The organism is Psychroserpens sp. BH13MA-6, assembly GCF_052983595.1.
This window is the reverse complement of record NZ_JBRJGE010000001.1, coordinates 378150-396981: the sequence shown is the minus strand read 5'-3', so window position 1 is coordinate 396981 and position 18832 is coordinate 378150. Positions and strand designations below refer to the sequence as shown.

The window sequence follows — 18832 nt, the reverse complement described above, 5'->3', positions numbered from 1 at the left end:
TTATAATTTAATTCCAAAGCCTTGTAAACCACTTTCTAAATCCGGTAATATTTCGGTGTTATCCCAGATTCCAGTAAGTATCGTTCGTGCATATTCCTGAGGCAAGTACCCATTATCCATTAGTTTGCTTGTTAATTTATAGTTGTAATCTAAGGTATGATGCTGAAACGTTAAATTTTTAAAAGTGTCGTCTAAAACCGCATACCATACGCTCGTGTTACCGTCATTTGCTGGCATTCCAATCACCCCTGGATTTAACCATAATTTATCTTCGTATTCATGATGAAATGGTAAGCCGCAATGTCCGCCAATAATCACGTTGCTCTTAGTCGCTTCAAAGTTGGGTAACTTTCTATTCCAAGGCGTTGATTTGAAAATATACTCTGAGGTATTAAAATAAGAGCCGTGCAGAATCGTCACACGTTTACCAGCAAATTCGAAAGTAATATAATCTGGTAGAGTGGCCATAAAATCCAACGAATTTTGTGATAATTTACTTTGGGCAAACGGATACCATTGTTGAGAAAATCCGTCACAACGAGAACCTTTTCTAAAATCGCAACCACAATCTTCAGCACCTTCACGCAATTGGATTTCAACATTTCCAGCGATACTTCTTGCCTTCCACAATTGAAACAATTGCACGGTTTCTTCAGGTTGTGCGCAGTAACCTACAATATCTCCTGTGCAGATGCAATTTTCAGGAGGGATATTTTGATGTTCAGCCACTTGTTTCAGTGCTTCTAAAGCTTGTAAATTGCTGTAGACACCACCAAAAATCAGTAACTTTCCTTCCATAGATCCTATGTCTTTTATAATCTTATCCATTTTGGTATGCTATATAATATGATGCAACAAAAAATTCCCCAAACATTCACCCAAAGCAAATCGGCATATTTACCTTCGGTGAAAACTAAAGCCTTCGGGAACATATCAAATACTAAAATAAAGCCGAAAATTAATCCACATATGACACTTAAATAAAAACTGATTTTAGGTACCTTCATATTCCAGAATAGAAAAACAGGTGTCAGGCCAATGACCATAGTGCCAGAAATGGTAGTTGCTGATAAAATTTCAGCATTTAAAAATACTGGGATGGTTCCTAGAATAGCAATAATGGCCATACTACTTCTTCCTAAAGTTAGGGTTTTTCCTAATTTTAAATCGATTGCAATTAATTTTGAAAACGACGAAAAGGTAGAGTCCAATGTTGACGCTGCAGAAGTAATCATGATAAAATTAATGACTAACAATATTATCATACCAAAGGCTTTACCAACTTCAACCGCAGCTTGTCCTTTCATTCCTTGGGTTTGTGCATATACGCCTATGACACTAAAGAGAATGATACATATAGCACCCAAAAGGCTGGCAAGAATAAAACTTTTGCGAGTAATTTTTGGAGAAGAAATAAAGGCTCTGTCCGTTAATACAGGATCGTGAAACGGATAGCTAAACGATTGTATGATCGCCGCAAAAAACAAGTTGAGACCTAACTCAAAACTCCATGTTCCTGAAGCGACAATGTCTTCCGTTGAAAAGTCCTCCATTGAAAACACCTTCCACAAGATCACCAAGAGTAGTATGGCAAATAAGACCATTTGAATAACATCGGTAAATATCGAGCTACTTAAACCGCCTTTTATGGCATAGGCTAAAGTAAGTAGGGTAAAAACAAGAATAGCGAGGTAATAAGTTTGGCTTCCAGTTTCACCAAAATAACTTCCAATAACCATGGTATTACTCCACACTTCATTAAAGAGTCTAATGGCTATCAAAATCGAAAAGATAGCCATGGCACCTTTTCCAAATTTAGAGGTTAAAAACTCGTGAATACTTTTAAAACCACCTTTGGTCCGCATGTAATAAATGAGAATTCCAGCAACAGCAAAGGACACATAATAACCAGCATAGGCCACACCGCCAACAATCCCAAAGTCGAGTCCGAGATTAGCAGCATTGGTAATGCTTTTAGCAAAGATCCACGAGATGATTAAGCTCCCAGTTAGCACTAATGTATTTGGTGCCTTACGGTTGCTTACAGCTTTAAAAAACTGATCTGTTGTTGTTGCTAAAGGCGACAAGAAAAACAGTATCAAACTCGATACGATAATTAATGTCCATTGCCAGTCAATTGTTTCCATACGAATTATTCATTCCACCAAACGGGAACATTAATACTATTGTCATTAGTAGCTGCTGCCGCTTCGCTATAATGCTCTGCATTTAAAGCTTCCTCTTCAGCAGGATAAGGCATTCTCACAGGAATTAGGTCGTTGTTAAAACTTGCTGAAATAGTTCTTAATTCCGGAAATCCGGTTCGGCGATATTCTATCCAACCTTCATAGCCGTTAATGACATTAGCAATCCATTTTTGTGTGACAATCTGTTGAAGAGGTGTCGTTCCGGGCGCATTAAAAGCAGCGTTTCCAGTTAAATAATCTGTTGGTAATTCTGTATTCCAATACTCAAAAGCAAGTGTTACACCAGTTTCGTAAAGGGATTGTGCATTGGCCGTTATTAAATTTCGCGATGCAGCTTCGGCAAGTGCTAATTGAACTTCCCAGGCTGTCATAAAGTTTGCATCTAGTGTGGAAGTATCTTCTCTAAACGATGTCCCAGCTAGCGAGTAGTCGGCCAAAGCCACGGAAGTTTCAGAAGGATCAATACCATTAAGGAGGCCATTGAATTCTCCAGATACTGCATTGGAAAAGGGTCTAAACAATGTTCCAATTCGCGGGTCGTTTAAATCGGTTAAGATATCCTCCATGGTTTCAGATAGCACAAAATTGTTAAAATCCCCAACTCGTAATTGTGCCAAACGAAAACTATTAGGATCGGTATTGGTGAAATTGAAAATCGCATTTTCAGCATTAGAGGTGATGTAATTACCTTCATTAAAAATGGTTTGAAGTTCTGCGGAAACATCAACTTGATTTGAAATGCGGAGTAAGTGTTTAATCTTTAGTGAATTTGCAAAACGAATCCAAGCCTCCAAATCGCCATTAAATAAAATATCGCCTTCTAACGGAATAACATCAGTGTAGGCTTCAATAGCTGCGATACCTTTATTTAAATTATCGAGAATGCCATTCTCATTGAGGTAGATGTCCTCTTGTAAATCATAGGCAGGTGTTACAGTTCCGTTGACGCCATTAAACGCTTCGAAATAGGGCACGTCACCAAACAAGTCGGTCAATCCAGCAGCCATATAGGCTTTTAGTATAAGTGCTGGGCCTTCGTATACGGCAAAGGTCTCAATGGTTCTGGATTGGTTGATGATGATCTCGTTGTCACGAAGATTGGTGTAAAAAATCGGCCATGGATTTCCTCCCAATTGTGGTGATTTGAGTGCATGCCTATCAAATAGATTAAAATCTAAAGCTGTTCTGTGCTGTGACAACAAATCGCCAGCAACAAAGCCTTCATAGCTCATGTTTTCTCCAAAATCATAGATCACTTGGCGCAGTAACAAACTGGGTTGTACAGTGCTTGGCGCGTTGGGGTTGGTATTGATGTATTCAAAATCCTTTGTACAACTCGATGTTGCGAAAAGGCTAAAAATTACAAATAAGGATAGTATGTTTTTCATTTTAATACGTTTAGAAATTAAATCCGGCTTTAAATCCGATACTTCTTGTGGTAGCATAACTCATATCTTCAACACCACTTACAAAACCATTGCCTTGAACAGCAAGTTGCTCTGGATCAAAATGTGGGTTTTCTGTAATCACGAACAAGTTATTGCCAATGAGTGACAAACTTAAATCAGCTCCTTCCTGTAAACCTAAAAATCCTTCTTTAAGCTTAAAATCATATCCAATAGACAACTGGCGAAGCTTTAAGAACGATGCATCATAAATATTGTTTTCTTCATGGTTTCTGTCATAAAACTGTCGGTAATAGCTTTCGGCAGATACGGAAACCGTATTTGGTAGGCCTGTGGTTTGGTTGACCCCTTCAGCAATAATACCATCTTCGGGTCTAAAAGCGGTTTCTGCCAATTGCCCACCAACATTGCCCAGTGCACGAGTCCTGGATACAATTTCTCCTCCTTGTCTCCAGTCGAATAAAAAGCTCAAATTCCAGTTTTTATAGCTAAAGTTATTGTTCCATCCCAGAGTGAAATCTGGATTGTAGTTTCCTAATTTTTGTAGGTTATTATCTGCAATAAATTGTCCGTTATCATCAATCACAAAATCACCATTGTCATTTCTAAGGTACCCTGTTCCGTAAATATCACCAATGCGTCCACCTTCTTCAACTTGAAACCAAACGGTTTGGTTGGCACTATCGTAAATTCTGCTATAGGCCAAGGTTAAACGGCCATCGGCCTGTGGTAAGTCTTTAATTGTAGAACGACTTGTAGCAAAGTTGAACAAGGTATTCCATCTAAAATTCTGATTTCGAACTGGCGTCACACCGAATATGATCTCAACACCTTGTGTATTTACCTTTCCACCGTTTACAACTTGTTGTTCATATCCCGATGAAATAGCTATTGGCAGTGAAATAATTTGATCTTTGGTAGTCGCATTGTAATAGGTGAGATCAAGATTTATACGGTCTTTAAAAAAGCGTAAATCGGTACCAATTTCATACGAAGTGGTTTGTTCTGGTTTTAGATTGGCATTCGGGATAAAGTTCTGGTCGCTAAAAGTTGGCTGACCATTAAATGGTGTTTGCGAAACAAAAGCTCCGGAGGTTTGATAAGCACCGGTATCATTCCCAACTTGAGCAATACTTGCTCTCAATTTGGCAAAAGAAAAGACCTTAGGGAGTTCCGTTGCATTTGATACGATAAAACTAGTGGACACCGATGGATAGAAAAACGAGGTGCCTTCAACCGAAAAGGGTGTGGCTAAAGCGCTCGACCAGTCGTTGCGTCCAGTGAGGTCTAGAAAGAGATAATCTTTATAGCCAAATTTTGCAATTCCGTATAACGAGTTGATACGTTTTCGACTTTCATATTGAAATAATTCAATTGGTGATGCCGCATTGTTGAGGTTAAAAATTCCTGGCTGCGCCAAATTAACTGTTTGTGATTGTTTTGTAGCGGCGTTTTGATCGAGACGATTTCCGCCTAAAGACACATCAAATGAAACGTCCCCGAATGTATTATTGTAATTGATTAAAAAATCGGTATTCACTTCTCTAAATTTCACATCGTGCTCCGCATAAGCGCCATTCTGAAATCGGTTACTACTAAAGTTTCGACGCAGTTGTCTGGTTTCGCTGCTATAATCCATTCCCGAACGAAGTGACACACTTAAATGATCGGTGATATGATGCTGAACCCTGATATTTCCGAAGATACGATCACGTTCAAAGGCATTGCGGTTTTCTAAGAGAATAAAATAGGGATTATCAAAAAATGTATAGTTAAACGAATACTGCTGAAGTCCTTCTAAACCAGGTTGCCAGTAGTCTCTCAAACTGTTGATGTTTAAGGAACGTGGTCCCCATGCCACTAATGAATAATTAACATTTTCGCTTCCATAACCATTTGAAGGTCTGTTGTCGCTACTAGAATTGATATAACTAATTGACGTTTCGATTCGTGTTTTACGAGTAGGTTCAAAATTTAGTTTAGCAGCCACTGTCTGACGGTCTAAATTAACTCCAGGAATAATGGATTCACTTCTTAAATCGGTAAATGATAATCGGTAGTTACCCGTATCAAAGCCGTTGGAAATCGCAATATTATTAATGGTAGTTACACCAGTATTATAAAAGTCTCTTAAGTTATCAGGGTTGGAATTAAAGGGTGTTGCAGTAATTGGCAAACCGGAATACAGTGAGGTATCACCACCACGAACAAAGCTGCCATCGGCTAGTTGCACCGGACTATCAAATTGCGGAATTAAAATTCCAGAGTCTAAGCGTGGTCCCCAAGAGTAAGTGATGTTATCGCTAATACCACCACCTAGTCCATCAACATAGGCAAATTGTCCACCTTGACCTTGACCATATTGATTCTGAAAATCTGGTAATCTAAAAGCAGAATCGACAAAAAGTGAAGTATTAAAGCTAATGCCTAATCCTTTTTGATTGGTGCCATCTTTGGTTTTAATGACGATAACGCCATTGGAAGCACGTGTGCCGTATAAAGCGGCAGCATTGGCTCCCTTTAAGACGGTCACCGATTCTATGTCGTCTGGATTGACTTCCATAGCACCATTTCCAAAATCAATTTCTTGAAAGCCTGCTGCGGCTTCATTGGTAAAATTGAAAACGGTTTCATTATTAATAGGAGTACCATCTACTATAAACAACGGATTGTTATTAGAGAAAGACGACTCACCTCTAATGGTGATTTTTGAAGATGATCCTACGCCTGTTGCGCCCTGAGAAACGGTAACTCCAGCTAGCTTTCCTGCCATATTATCAAGAAAATTAACGGTTTTAACTTCGGTTAAACTTTCAGAATTTAACTCTTGAACAACATAGCCCAATTCTTTCGTTTTTCGTTCAAGGCCTAAAGCGGTAATCACGACTTCATCCAAAGAAGAAGTGTCTTCGGTCATCACGATATCTATTACCGTCTGATCACCTACAACAGCAATTTTTAAATTGTAGCCTAAATAGGAATATCGGATTTGATCTTCTGGCGAAGAGACCTCAATTTCATATTTGCCAAATTCATCAGAAATGGTCCCAGATCCAGAGGTAGATGTAATATTGACATAGGCTAGTGGTTTCCCGTCAATCTCACTAGTTACAGTTCCTGTTACGGTAATTTGTGCATAGCTATAACTTGTAAAAAATAGCAACATGCAAACATACAAATGCTTCATTTAGTGGTTTTAAAATGTTGTTGATTGTATTACAGTTGGGATCTCTAAAGTGGAGAATTTAGTGATCTCTAAACTGTATTCGAGGTGTTGTTAAAGGGACGAATACGGGAGAACCTTTATTAAATAGAAGCTTTTGTAGCGGCGTTTCAAAAATGCTGTTACGTACATTAATGATCTTTTTTTCTACTGAAATATACTGTTGCAGTATGCGTTTTATGTGTTTTGAAAGCTTTTGAAAACTGTCTGAGATGGTCTTCGCATCTGAGACAGTATCAATGTCTGCAAGTAATTCTAAATATGATAAGGCAATAGGTTGCGCTGCCACTAACTTAGACAGGCTTTTTTGCAATCTTGAGGTTTGCCAAGGCAATTTTAAGAAAGTATTGGGATTAAAATAGGTCTTCTGTAAGCCCATCAAATAAAAGCCTCCATCCTTAGATGGTCCTAGAACAATAGCGTTGTTTTCTAATTGGCCTGCAGCCTTTAGAATATGCTGTGACTGTAAATGCGGAGTATCATTTCCAATGGTTATAACATTGTCAAACCCTTTATGATACACTGATTGAATGGCATTTGTAAAACGTTCGCCAAAGGTTGATCCAATTTGATTTTTTTCCGAAAATAAAAAATAAGGTAAGCCAGAACGTTGTGCAATATCAATGGTCCTTGTATTAAGGGCATCGAACAAAACTTCAGCGGCTTTAAACGGTTTTTGGATCGCTTCAAACTCAGCAGAGTGTGCAAAAATTAATATGGCTGTTTTTTTATTCATAGTTATGCAACCACACCTTGACAACTACTTCCAGCTCCTGCGGTACAACCATAACAATGTTGGGAGATCACAATGTTGCGTCCTTCCAAAAGCTCTTGTTTGAACTCTGATATATGTTTGGCCTTGCTATTCACAGGCAGTTCCAGCATCTGGTTAAAATCACAATCGTATAAATAACCATCCCAGCTTACAGACAAAGTGTTAGTACACATGACATTAGCAACGGCTGCTGGGTTATACGCTTCGACTAATTGATACATGTAATCTTCGTAGTTTTCAGAAGCAATTAAATAATCCAAAAAACGTGAAATGGGTAAATTAGTAATGGCAAAAAGATTATGAAACTGAATATCGAAATCTTCCTTCAAAGCTTTCTTGAAGTCTTTTTCCATAGAGGATTGATCACCTGGTAAAAAAGCACCAGATGGATTATAAACCAAGTCTAATTTCAAATGACTATCTGGCATTCCATACCCAACCGCATTTAATTCTTGTAATGCTTTTATAGATTTATCAAAAACGCCATCACCACGCTGCTTATCTGTTTTTCCTCTTGTCCAATGAGGCATCGAACTAACCACATGTACGTTGTGTTTTTTAAAGAAATCAGGTAAGTCATAATATTTTTTATTCGCTCTTATGATGGTAAGGTTAGAACGCACAATAAAATCTTGAATGCCCGCTTTAGCTGCTTCTTCAACAAACCATCTAAAATTAGGATTCATTTCAGGGGCTCCACCTGTTAAATCAAGTGTGTGCGCACCAGACTGTTTAATAACGTCCAAACATTGTTGCATGGTTTCGCGTGTCATGATTTCCTTTCTATCAGGACCAGCGTCTACATGGCAATGTTCACACACCTGATTGCACATATAGCCCACATTAATTTGAAGAATTTCTAGTGTTTTGGCTTTTAAAGGAAACTGATTGGATTCTGAAATTTTATCTTTAAAGGTTGGTAATTCGCCATTTTTGAAGATACCATTCGATAAAATTTCCAGTTGTCTGTTACTTTGAGCTAAATCGCTTTCACGTTTATGTAAAGATTGGGTCTTTAATTTTGTCATGTATTTCTATCCGTCTAATTTATTCACTTTGTTCATCATCTGTACGCCATGTACGAGCGTTGCACCACTTTTTATAGCAGCACCAACATGAATTGCTTCCATCATTTCTTCTTTGGTAACGCCACGTTGTAAGCCATCTTGTGAATAGGCATCAATACAATACGGACATTGCTCAGTGTGTGCTACAGCTAAAGCGATGAGCGATTTTTCTCGTGCTGTAAGAGCGCCTTCTTCGAACACTTTTCCGTAGTATTCAAAAAATTTATTTCCTAATTCCTCACTCCAATCACTGATTTTTGCGAATTTTCTTAAATCGGCTGGGTCGTAATATGTTTTCGACATGTCTTAATTATTCATTGGTTATATATGTACGATAAAATGGGATGTCGAGTTTTTAAGTCGACATTTATTATCAAACTTAACAGAAAAATTATCAGTGAACTAATTTATTTTTAGGAAAGACCTTAAAGATGTCATAGGACCATGATTTGAACAAAAAAATAGCGTTGTTTATGCTTTGTTGAAAGAACTTAATTTTTAGTAGCGTTCGATTTTCGAAACTTTAGTGGAAATCAGACTTTAACAAACAATAGATTTCGCTATCAAGAAATTGGCCATTATAGTAATAGTTCTCTCGAAAATGCGCTTCTAGTCGAAACCCAAACTTTAATAACATCGCTTTGGAGTTTGAATTCATTGGGTTAACATTGGCTTCAAAGCTATGCAATTTCATGTGGTTAAACCCAAAAGATATAATTGTATGAGTAGCCTCAGACATGTAACCCTTGCCCCAATAATCGGGATGTAAAACATATCCGATTTCACCTCTGGCATTTGCTTTATCTATTCGCCATATACCGAAATCACCAATTAATTTACCGGAGTCTTTATCAATAATGGCCCAAGTAATCCCTTTCTTATTTTGGAAATCTGATTGCATTTTTTGAATTCGTTGTTTCGTATCTTGATCAGATTTTGGAATCTCCGAATCCATGTATTTGGCAACACTTTTATGACCTCTTATGTCATACAGTGCTGAAGCGTCTTGCAGCCTATAAGCTCTGTAGCTGAGACGCTTACTTTCCAACTCTGGAAAAGCATCAAATATATCGTCATTAATGATAATGTTCACCGATTTTGGTAATATTTATATTGAAATATGGGTTTATTAGTATTCAATTTTATCTTGCTTTTTAGTCCACTCTTGAAAGGGTTTTAACGCCATTTCTCGCGCCAATTGTTCAAAAGGAATACTTCTTTCTTTATGCGGTAAGGGAATTTCTTTATAGATAAAAGCGTCATCAAAACCAATATTGGCAGCATCCGTTTGATTACTACCATAAAACACTTTGTCTGGTCGTGCCCAATAAATAGCACCTAAACACATTGGGCAAGGCTCACAAGATGTGTATATTTCACAGCCTTCTAGTTGAAACGAATTGAGATTTTTACAGGCATCTCTAATAGCAGTAACTTCAGCATGAGCTGTTGGGTCATTGGTAGAAGTCACCTTGTTATTGCCGCGACCAACTATTTTTCCATCTTTTACAACGACACAGCCAAATGGGCCTCCTTCATTATTGTTCATTCCTCTAAGAGCCGCATTCACAGCTTCTTTCATGAATTGTTTTTTAGTTTCCATGTATAATTCTACTAGATTTTGTTAAACGAAGTTTTAAATAAAATACTGCTTCAAAAATTCATTGGCATTAATATAGAGCAAACGGTCTATTATTTCGTTTGCCGAAATTTGATTTTTTTCTTCTAACTCAGACTTATGCTCTTTGAGATAGTCATTTGCACACTCCACGAGATACGGCGCAATGTCTTTGATGTTTTCGGCAGTCCAAAGGCCTTTGATTGGGTTAACGATACCGTCGAAATCTGACCCAATAGCCACAGTTTCCCAACAAAATAGACCATGCTTATCTAAGAGCTCAGCTACATGTTGAATTTGTCTCCAAATAAGTTCCGATTTATTTTTGTAGCGTCGTTTTTTACTTGGAAAATAAATTCTTGAGCGTCTGATGGCTTTTTTACTAGCAATACGACGCTCATCTAATTGCAGGCCAAAAATACCTTTTGATTTTGCAATACGCAAAATTTCAGAATCGTAAAAATTAATATCGTCTTCCCTGAAAAGATCTGAGAATGGCGTGTCAGATTTGTCGTTTTCAGTAATAGATCGTCTTCCGTTGACGGCACCATGACTTACAATGATTGGAATTTGATCTTGTTGGTACGTTGTTTCTAGAAGTCGATAATAGGAAGCTCTAGAAGCTGTACTCATATGTTTGACATCAATGAGAATGCGTTTATTTGATGTGTTGTCTAAAAGCTTGTCAATAACTTTTAATCCTAGCGTCGTAATACCAGTATCCAAACCTCGGTTTTGATTTTTTTTGATTAACCCAATGCTAATACTTCGAGCATGACCGCAAATTTCATTGTAGAAATGATGAGCCAGTGTGATAAAAAATGGTGGGTGTTCCCAATTTTTTACCGCTTCAATATTGCTCATTACTGTCATTTCATCTGCCGTGTTTCGGTCTTTATGTAGTCCGGTTTCAAAGGCATGAGCACCCTCAATTGTAGGGACTAAGCTTATAATTTTTCTATTAGAAGTTGCGGTGTTCTTATGAGTTGAGATTTCAGAATAACTGCTCACTAAGCGATATGTGTAGGTCATCCCATCCACTACTTGAGCATAATTATGCAACTGCATATAATAATGATACTCATCTTTTAAATCTTGAAAATAACTGTTGTGATTTCTAAGGTTGTCAATGCGTTTTTGACTCACGCCAGCTGCTAAGTTGACGAGTAAATCTGGAATAAACTTCACGCCTAGAATCTTATCTTTAAGAAAATGCTTCTCAAATGGATATAAGGATATAACCACAATATCACAGTTGCTTTTAGCCAAAGCAGTGAGGTCGGTTTGAGTAAATTTTGTCAATGTTAGTAAGCGATTAACTTGCCTTTCAAGAAAATTTGGTGGGCTATAATGCCAAATGGAATTTTTTCTGCCACTATTTAAGTTGTTTTGTTTAGGTGGCTGGTATTTAAAGCTTTTTCCATAGGGCTTTAACGACGGATGACAATGTAGGTCTATGTGTGAATTGCTCATTGATAGTTGGTTATGCTTTTGAAAAGATATTCAATTTTTGTCAGATTTAAAATCTATTCTTTTCAAATTGCTTAGTTTCGTTTTTTCAACTGTTAGCATCATGATCTATTTTATTGTTTTTATACTACTTGCCGTATTTGTAGGCTATGTTTTCTATAAAATGAATTTTAAAACGGTACAAGTATTTCCAGAGCATTGGCATGACATTCTCCAGAAAGAAGTGGTGTTTTATAAAAAACTAGATAAGAAAGAGCAAAAACGATTTCAACAGCGATTGATGAAGTTTTTGAGTGAAGTTTATATTGATAGTGTTGGTTTTGAACTCGAAGAGACAGATAAGATATTAATAGCTTCTAGTGCCGTCATACCTGTATTTGCATTTAAGGAATGGCATTACCCGACGCTGAGCGGTATTTTACTGTATCCCGATAATTTTAACGCTGACTTCGAATTTTCAGACAAGGCGGATTCAAGACAAATATCAGGCGTAGTTGGAAGTGGACGATTGGAACGGCAAATGATACTCTCGAAAAAGGCCCTTTATCATGGCTTTAAGAACAATAATGATGCACGCCACACGGCCATTCATGAATTTGTACATTTGATAGATAAAATGGATGAATCTATTGATGGCATTCCTGAGGTTTTAATGACTAACGCAAATACAATTCCTTGGTTAAAACTGATACATGAAGAAATGGAAGCCATAAATAATGATGCTTCCGATTTGAGAGCTTATGGTGGTACTAAGCAAGCTGAATTTTTTGCAGTCGCTGCAGAATATTTTTTTGAAAAACCAAAACAAATGAAACGAAAGCATCCAGAATTGTATCAAATGTTAGCAGACTGTTTTCGAATTAAAATTTAATTCTACTCCCTAAGTCATAACTTTATTTTTTTATGGTTTGTAATTCTCATTCTTATCATTACTTTTAGAATTCAATAGCGTAGTAGTTGACTTATTGCATGGTTCAATAAACGATATGAACACAATCAAACAATCTTTTCTTATATGTTTTATGATGCTTTTTGCTTCCTTAAATTCATATGGACAATACTCACCTTATTTTAAGAATTTTCAGCTTTCAGAATATAATGCAGGTAATCAGAATTGGGACGTATCCCGAGCGGATGACGGAAAGGTTTATGTCGCCAATGATAAAGGCTTACTAGAATATGATGGTCTTAAGTGGCGTTTTTATGATCTGCCGAATAAAACGACATTAAGATCTGTATTGGCATTAAAGGATAAAGTATATACTGGATCTTATGAGGAATTTGGTTTTTGGAAAACGGGTGAAAAAGGCCAATTGATCTATCATTCTTTAAGTGATAGCATTCAAGATAGCATATCGAAAGATGAAGAAATCTGGCAAATTTTACCATTTAAAGATCAGATTGTTTTTCGATCGTTTCTTAATATCTATATTTTAAAAAGTGATGGTAACATCGTTAAAAAGCGACCAGAATCTGTTATCATTTCCTGTAATGTGGTAAACGACAAGTTGTATGTCTCAACACTGAAAAAGGGCACTTTTGTTTTGGAAGATGATACCTTGCGTCCATTTTTGAATGTTCCAGAGCTATTTGATACAAAAATTGTTTCAATAGCCTCATACCAAGGGAAACTGTTAGTGCTCACCTCATTGAAGGGTAGTTATCTTTATGAGAACAATATTCTGAAGCCTACTGATTTTCAAATAAATGACATTATCAAACAACATCAACTCAATTCGTTTTCTATACTGCCGGATGGTCAAATGGTTTTTGGAACAATTAAGGATGGTGTGTATTTAACCAATGCGGATGGTGATTTGGTATTTCATGTTAATAAAGAAAATGGCTTAGCCAATAATACGGTGTTGAGTCAGTATTTGGACAAAAATAATAAGTTGTGGTTAGGTTTAGATAATGGTTTAGCCTCTGTAGATTTGAGCAGTCACAATTACTTTTTTAATGATGTGTCTGGTAAGTTAGGAGCGGTTTATGACGTGATAAATTTTGAAGATACGATTTATATAGGAAGCAATACAGGACTTTTCTATTTGGACGACAACAATAGACTGCAATTCATAGATGGAACTCAAGGTCAGGTTTGGGATTTAAAGGAAGTCAATGGTGAATTATTTTGTGGACATAATGATGGGACCTTTGTAGTGAGAAATAATAAAGTCACACTCTTGTCTGATAACACAGGTGGATGGGTGCTTAAAAAAGTACCTGAGAAATCAAATATCTATATACAAGGAACCTATGCTGGTTTAGTTCGTTTTAAAAAAGAAAACCAAAGCTGGTCTGTGAAGCATTTAGGTGAAACGACTATGCCGTTACGATTCTTAGTTTTTGAAGATCAATTTACAGCTTGGGCTGCCCATGCTTATAAAGGGCTTTATAAAATAAAATTCGATGACAACTATGATACCATAACCTCCATAAAGAACTATGCGGATAAGGGGATATGGTCTAATTACAATATTAGGGTACGAAAAATTAAGAATGATATCTGTTTTAAAACCAATAGTGGCTGGCAAAAGTATGAGCCATTATTAGATAGTATTGTGCCTTTTGATCTTTTGAATCATAGTATGGGTAAAGACTCATATGTGATTTCTGAAGCTGATGTCAACAAACTGGTTTTAAAAAATGACAATGATATCATCACATTCAAATCGTTTTTAAATGAGACGGATGAATTTTCTTTATCTAATGAAGTCTTTGATAATAGACTGATTGTTGGTTATGAAAATGTCTCTAAAATAAGTGACTCGACCTATGCTTTAAATCTGAACGACGGGTTCATGCTCATCGATCAAAGAGCACCGAGTGAAAAAGGAGTCTACAAACCAATTATTGAACGGTTAGAAGTTAATGGTGATCTTGTCACATACAACGATGGTGAAAATTCAATTGATCTGGATTTTAAAAAGGAAATAACCATGTATGTGTCATCACCTAAATCTGAAAATCACTTTTTTGAATATGCCATTCTGAATTACGATGATAAAAAATGGTATCGATTAGAAAATTACAAGTTGGTGCTTTCAAATCTTAATCATGGTGAATACAACATAGGAATAAGAACAAGAAATAATTTTGGTGAAGTTTCTCCCATCACTGAAATAAACGTCAACAGTTTACCACCATGGTATAAGAATACTATCGGATTTGCATTATACACAGCCTTAGCTTTTATTGCCATGCTTGTTTTCTATAGATTGCACAAGCGCAAAATTAATAAGGAACAAAAGTTACTTCAAATAGCATTTGATAAAGAACAAGAAAAATTGATTAGAGAGAAGACCATTGAAAATGAGAAAAATTTGATTCAACTCAGAAATGAGTCTCTGAGAAATGAGGTGAAATTAAAGAGCAAGCAATTGGCAAATACCGCTATGGCTTTAGTGAAGAAAAATGAAACCTTAATGGAGATTAAGGGTGAACTCACAAATAACAAGAATAACTTCGATAATTATTATTCCTATAAGAAACTTCTTAAGAAGATTAACAATTCTATCGCTCACAAAGATGAATGGGAGATTTTTGAGCATAACTTCAATCAAGTACACGACGAGTTTTTTAAAGGATTGATAGAAAAATATCCAGATCTCACGCCTAAAGACCTAAAAATTTGTGCGTACATCAAAATGAATTTATCCACAAAAGAAATTGCACCCTTAATGAACATTTCTGTAAGAAGTGTAGAAACACATCGTTATAGGTTAAAAAAGAAATTACAGTTAGAAAATGATATTTCTTTGACTACTTATTTGCTAAACTTCAAATAAAAGTATTAATAAATTACGTTTTTTACATTTTTAACTACGTCATTACTACGTCATTTAGGGTTTTGATTAGGGATTTTACTAGGTTATTTGTAGTTTTAGTATACGTCAATTGCTGTTTTTCTATAACGTTTTCGTAAATGACGTATTTAAAATGTAAAAGGATATTTATATAAACTCCAAAAGCATTTTATATTGTAACCAAACTAATCAATTATAAATTTTGAATGCAATATGAAAGCAAAAATTAATGTTTTAGTCTTTTTCCTTTGTTCATTGTTTGCCATGTCACAAGAAGTGACTGTAAGTGGTACTGTCACAGGTGCTGAGGATGGAATTCCATTGCCTGGAGTGAATATTTTAGTGAAGGGGACAACCAAAGGAACAAGCACAGATTTTGATGGTAATTATTCAATTAAAGTGACTCAAGGTAGTGTTTTAGAGTTCTTCTATGTTGGACTAAAAACTCAAACGGTCACAGTAGGGAGTCAAACAACAATTAATGTAGCGATGGAAGAAGATGTTGCCGCATTAGATGAAATTGTGGTGATTGGTTACGGCTCGCAGAAAAAAGCGGATTTAACAGGATCCATATCTACCGTGAAGGCAGAGGAAATTCAAAAAACACCTAATAGTAATGTGATGCAATCTTTACAAGGTAAAGTAGCTGGTGTGCAAATCGTAAGTAATGGATCTCCTGGTGATTCACCAACCGTTCGATTACGTGGTGTTAATTCTTATGCTGGAGGTAACAATCCTTTGTTTGTGGTTGATGGCATGTTTTATGATAACATCGACTTTTTAGATAGTAGCCAAATTGAAACGATTTCAGTCCTCAAGGACGCGTCGTCAATTGCTATTTTTGGACAAAGAGGTGTGAATGGTGTTATCATTATTGAAACTAAGGGCGGAAAGCTTGAAATGAAACCAGTGTTTACTTATAATGGTTATTCAGGATATCAGAATGCTCAAAATGTTGTGAAAATGGCCAATGCTGAGCAATTTGTAACTATGGCTTATGAGTCTGGGTCTGAAGCTGACATAGAATTTGTTGAAAATGCCATTCAACGTTATGGAAGAAGTCGCTTAAACCCTAATATCCCAAATGTGAATACAGACTGGTTTAAGGAAATACTCAGAGTAGCACCTATTTCTAATCATAATATAGGTGTGACTGGTGGTAGTGAGTCTACGAATTATGGTGTTAACGCTAGTTTCTTTACACAAGATGGCTTACTAGACATGAAAAATGAATACGAGCGATTTAATATTCAGTCCAATTTCGAAGTGGAGGTGTCTGATAGATTTAAAATCGGGACGAATGCCATCTTCAGTAATGCTACAAAATACAACCCAGAGAATGGTGCTTGGTTTCAAGCCTACTTTGCGGTTCCAATATTACCGAAGTTTGATACTTTAAATACGGAAGCAACACCGATTCCTTTTTCTGATGCTACTGTTTTAGGTTATAGAGGTCCACAAAACCCATTTCCAGTGATGACCTTTAATGAGAATCAGTTGAAGATTAGAAAAATATTAGCGACGATCTATGCAGAGTATGAGCTGATTTCAGATAAATTACGATTTAAAACCATGTATAGTCATGATTACTCAACCATCGCAGAACGAAATGTGAGATTGCCATATTTTATATCGGAAAATTCTCAAAGAGAAACCTCTTCTATTCGTAGAGCCGATCAGACGTATTCAACCCAGATATGGGATAATACATTTACTTATGATGATCAATTTGGAGATCATAGTGTGACACTTATAGCTGGTTCTTCTTATAGAGACGAGCAAGTCAATCAGTTTTCGGCAACTGGTAATGACATACAAGGTATTGGTTTGGAATCTTCCTGGTATTTGAACTTTGCCGATCCGACGACGTTTGAAAACCAAGTCAATGAAATTGGTGATCGCTTATATTCTTTGGCATTTTTCGGAAGATTAGAGTATAGTTATAAAAGCACTTATTTATTAAATGCTACCTTACGTCATGAAGGCGATGGTCGTTTCCCAAAGAAAATCTGGGAAACATTTCCAGCTGTTGGATTAGGATGGGTTATTTCGAATGAAGGTTTCATGGAAGACAATAATACCTTCGATTTTCTGAAATTACGTGCAAGTTGGGGACAATTAGGTAATGGGTCGTTAACAGGAAGTACTGGTGCCAGAACCGCCTCACAAACCGTAACAGATATTGGTGATGTGCCAACTAATGGTATCTTAACTACGAATTCATTTTTAGATCTAAAGCGAGAGGTTCTTGAAGAAACTAACATTGGAATAAGTTCACGTTTTTTTGATAATCGATTAACTTTAGAAGCGGATTATTACATTCGTGATACTAAAAATTTAGTCCTTCCTAGAGAAGTTCCTATTACTGCGGAAGTGATATTGGATAATATTGGCGAAATGAGAAACCAAGGAATAGAGATTGCTGCTAACTGGAGCCAAACTATTAATGAAGACTGGAGTTTTTCAGTAGGTGGTAATATCGCTACTCTGAAAAATGAAGTAACTCAAATTGATAGTGAACAAGGTTATTTTGATACTGGAAGTGCAGAATTTCGTCAACGACTCATTGTTGGAGAACCCGTAAATGCCTTTTTCGGTTGGGAAGTTGCTGGTGTTTACCAAAATGAAGAACAAGTACTTGCAGACCCTACAGCGCAGTATGAATTAGCAGAGAATAATAATCAGCTGGTGCCAGGTGATTTTATTTATAAAGATCAAAATGGTGATGGTAGAATCGATGCCGATGATAGAGTGGTGATTGGGTCATATTTACCAAATATTACCTACGGAGGAAACTTCAATGTATCTTACAAGAACTTTGATTTGTCGGTAGCAGTGGCTGGTCAGACAGGTAATGAGATATTAAATAGAAAAAGAGGTGAAGTTATTTTTACCAATGATACTAATATAGATGCTGATTTTGCTATCAATAGATGGCATGGTGAAGGAACGACGAATTCTTACCCATCTTCTGCAGGTAGAAGAAGAGCTTGGAACCAAAAAATGAGTACCTTCTTTGTCGAGGATGGTTCTTATTTCCGAATTCAAAATGTACAATTGGCATATACCATACCGGCAAGTTCCTTACTAGGTAAGAATATGCCTGAAACCAGATTAACATTTACTGCTGAAAGACCTTTAACATTATTCAGTTATAATGGCTTTAACCCTGAAGTAGCCAATGGTGTTGATCGTCAAACGTATCCAGTACCAGCTATTTATACGGTTGGAGTGAATATTAAAATTTAAAAAATGCTAAA

General features: G+C 36.5%; 13 protein-coding genes. 3 read left to right on the top strand and 10 right to left on the bottom strand.

From position 1 onward, the window contains the following. The 10 genes from ACU8DI_RS01730 to ACU8DI_RS01685 form a co-directional block, all read right to left on the bottom strand. Complete coding sequence (locus ACU8DI_RS01730) at positions 1-828, bottom strand: metallophosphoesterase family protein (RefSeq protein ID WP_447111006.1); 828 nt, start codon at positions 826-828, stop codon at positions 1-3. Further along, on the bottom strand, positions 813-2147 hold the full coding sequence (locus ACU8DI_RS01725; protein ID WP_447111005.1) for a sodium:solute symporter family transporter: 1335 nt from the start codon (positions 2145-2147) through the stop codon (positions 813-815). The genes ACU8DI_RS01730 and ACU8DI_RS01725 overlap by 16 nt, the downstream gene beginning before the upstream one ends. A 5-nt stretch (positions 2148-2152) precedes the next feature. After that, the gene (locus tag ACU8DI_RS01720) at positions 2153-3595 is read right to left on the bottom strand and encodes a SusD/RagB family nutrient-binding outer membrane lipoprotein (protein ID WP_447111004.1); all 1443 of its coding nucleotides are present in this window, start codon (positions 3593-3595) and stop codon (positions 2153-2155) included. 10 nt (positions 3596-3605) lie between these two features. Next, positions 3606-6800 carry a SusC/RagA family TonB-linked outer membrane protein gene (locus ACU8DI_RS01715; protein WP_447111003.1) on the bottom strand — a complete coding sequence of 1065 codons (3195 nt, stop codon included), beginning with the start codon at positions 6798-6800 and terminating at the stop codon, positions 3606-3608. Between the two features lie 58 nt (positions 6801-6858). Continuing rightward, positions 6859-7572: a TIGR04282 family arsenosugar biosynthesis glycosyltransferase gene (locus ACU8DI_RS01710; RefSeq protein ID WP_447111002.1), complete on the bottom strand. Its 714-nt coding sequence runs from the start codon at positions 7570-7572 to the stop codon at positions 6859-6861. Between the two features lie 2 nt (positions 7573-7574). Continuing rightward, positions 7575-8639, bottom strand: coding sequence for an arsenosugar biosynthesis radical SAM (seleno)protein ArsS (arsS, locus tag ACU8DI_RS01705; protein WP_447111001.1), 1065 nt, complete (start codon positions 8637-8639; stop codon positions 7575-7577). Positions 8640-8645: 6 nt separating this feature from the next. Beyond that, positions 8646-8981: an arsenosugar biosynthesis-associated peroxidase-like protein gene (locus tag ACU8DI_RS01700; protein WP_447111000.1), complete on the bottom strand. Its 336-nt coding sequence runs from the start codon at positions 8979-8981 to the stop codon at positions 8646-8648. Positions 8982-9201: 220 nt separating this feature from the next. Then, positions 9202-9771: a GNAT family N-acetyltransferase gene (locus tag ACU8DI_RS01695; RefSeq protein WP_447110999.1), complete on the bottom strand. Its 570-nt coding sequence runs from the start codon at positions 9769-9771 to the stop codon at positions 9202-9204. A 36-nt stretch (positions 9772-9807) separates the two neighbouring features. Continuing rightward, entirely contained in the window at positions 9808-10281 is a 474-nt protein-coding gene (locus tag ACU8DI_RS01690; protein WP_447110998.1) for a nucleoside deaminase, read from the bottom strand. A 33-nt stretch (positions 10282-10314) separates the two neighbouring features. After that, complete coding sequence (locus ACU8DI_RS01685; RefSeq protein WP_447110997.1) at positions 10315-11769, bottom strand: membrane dipeptidase; 1455 nt, start codon at positions 11767-11769, stop codon at positions 10315-10317. A 100-nt stretch (positions 11770-11869) separates the two neighbouring features. On the opposite strand from ACU8DI_RS01685, the gene ACU8DI_RS01680 reads away from it, so the two are divergent. The 3 genes from ACU8DI_RS01680 (at position 11870) to ACU8DI_RS01670 (ending at position 18821) form a co-directional block, all read left to right on the top strand. Continuing rightward, positions 11870-12637 (top strand): M90 family metallopeptidase, encoded by a 768-nt coding sequence (locus ACU8DI_RS01680; protein ID WP_447110996.1) that lies wholly within the window; start codon positions 11870-11872, stop codon positions 12635-12637. A gap of 115 nt (positions 12638-12752) precedes the next feature. Then, entirely contained in the window at positions 12753-15554 is a 2802-nt protein-coding gene (locus ACU8DI_RS01675) for a LuxR C-terminal-related transcriptional regulator (protein WP_447110995.1), read from the top strand. Positions 15555-15785: 231 nt separating this feature from the next. Next, positions 15786-18821: a SusC/RagA family TonB-linked outer membrane protein gene (locus ACU8DI_RS01670; RefSeq protein ID WP_447110994.1), complete on the top strand. Its 3036-nt coding sequence runs from the start codon at positions 15786-15788 to the stop codon at positions 18819-18821. Positions 18822-18832: the final 11 nt, after the last annotated feature.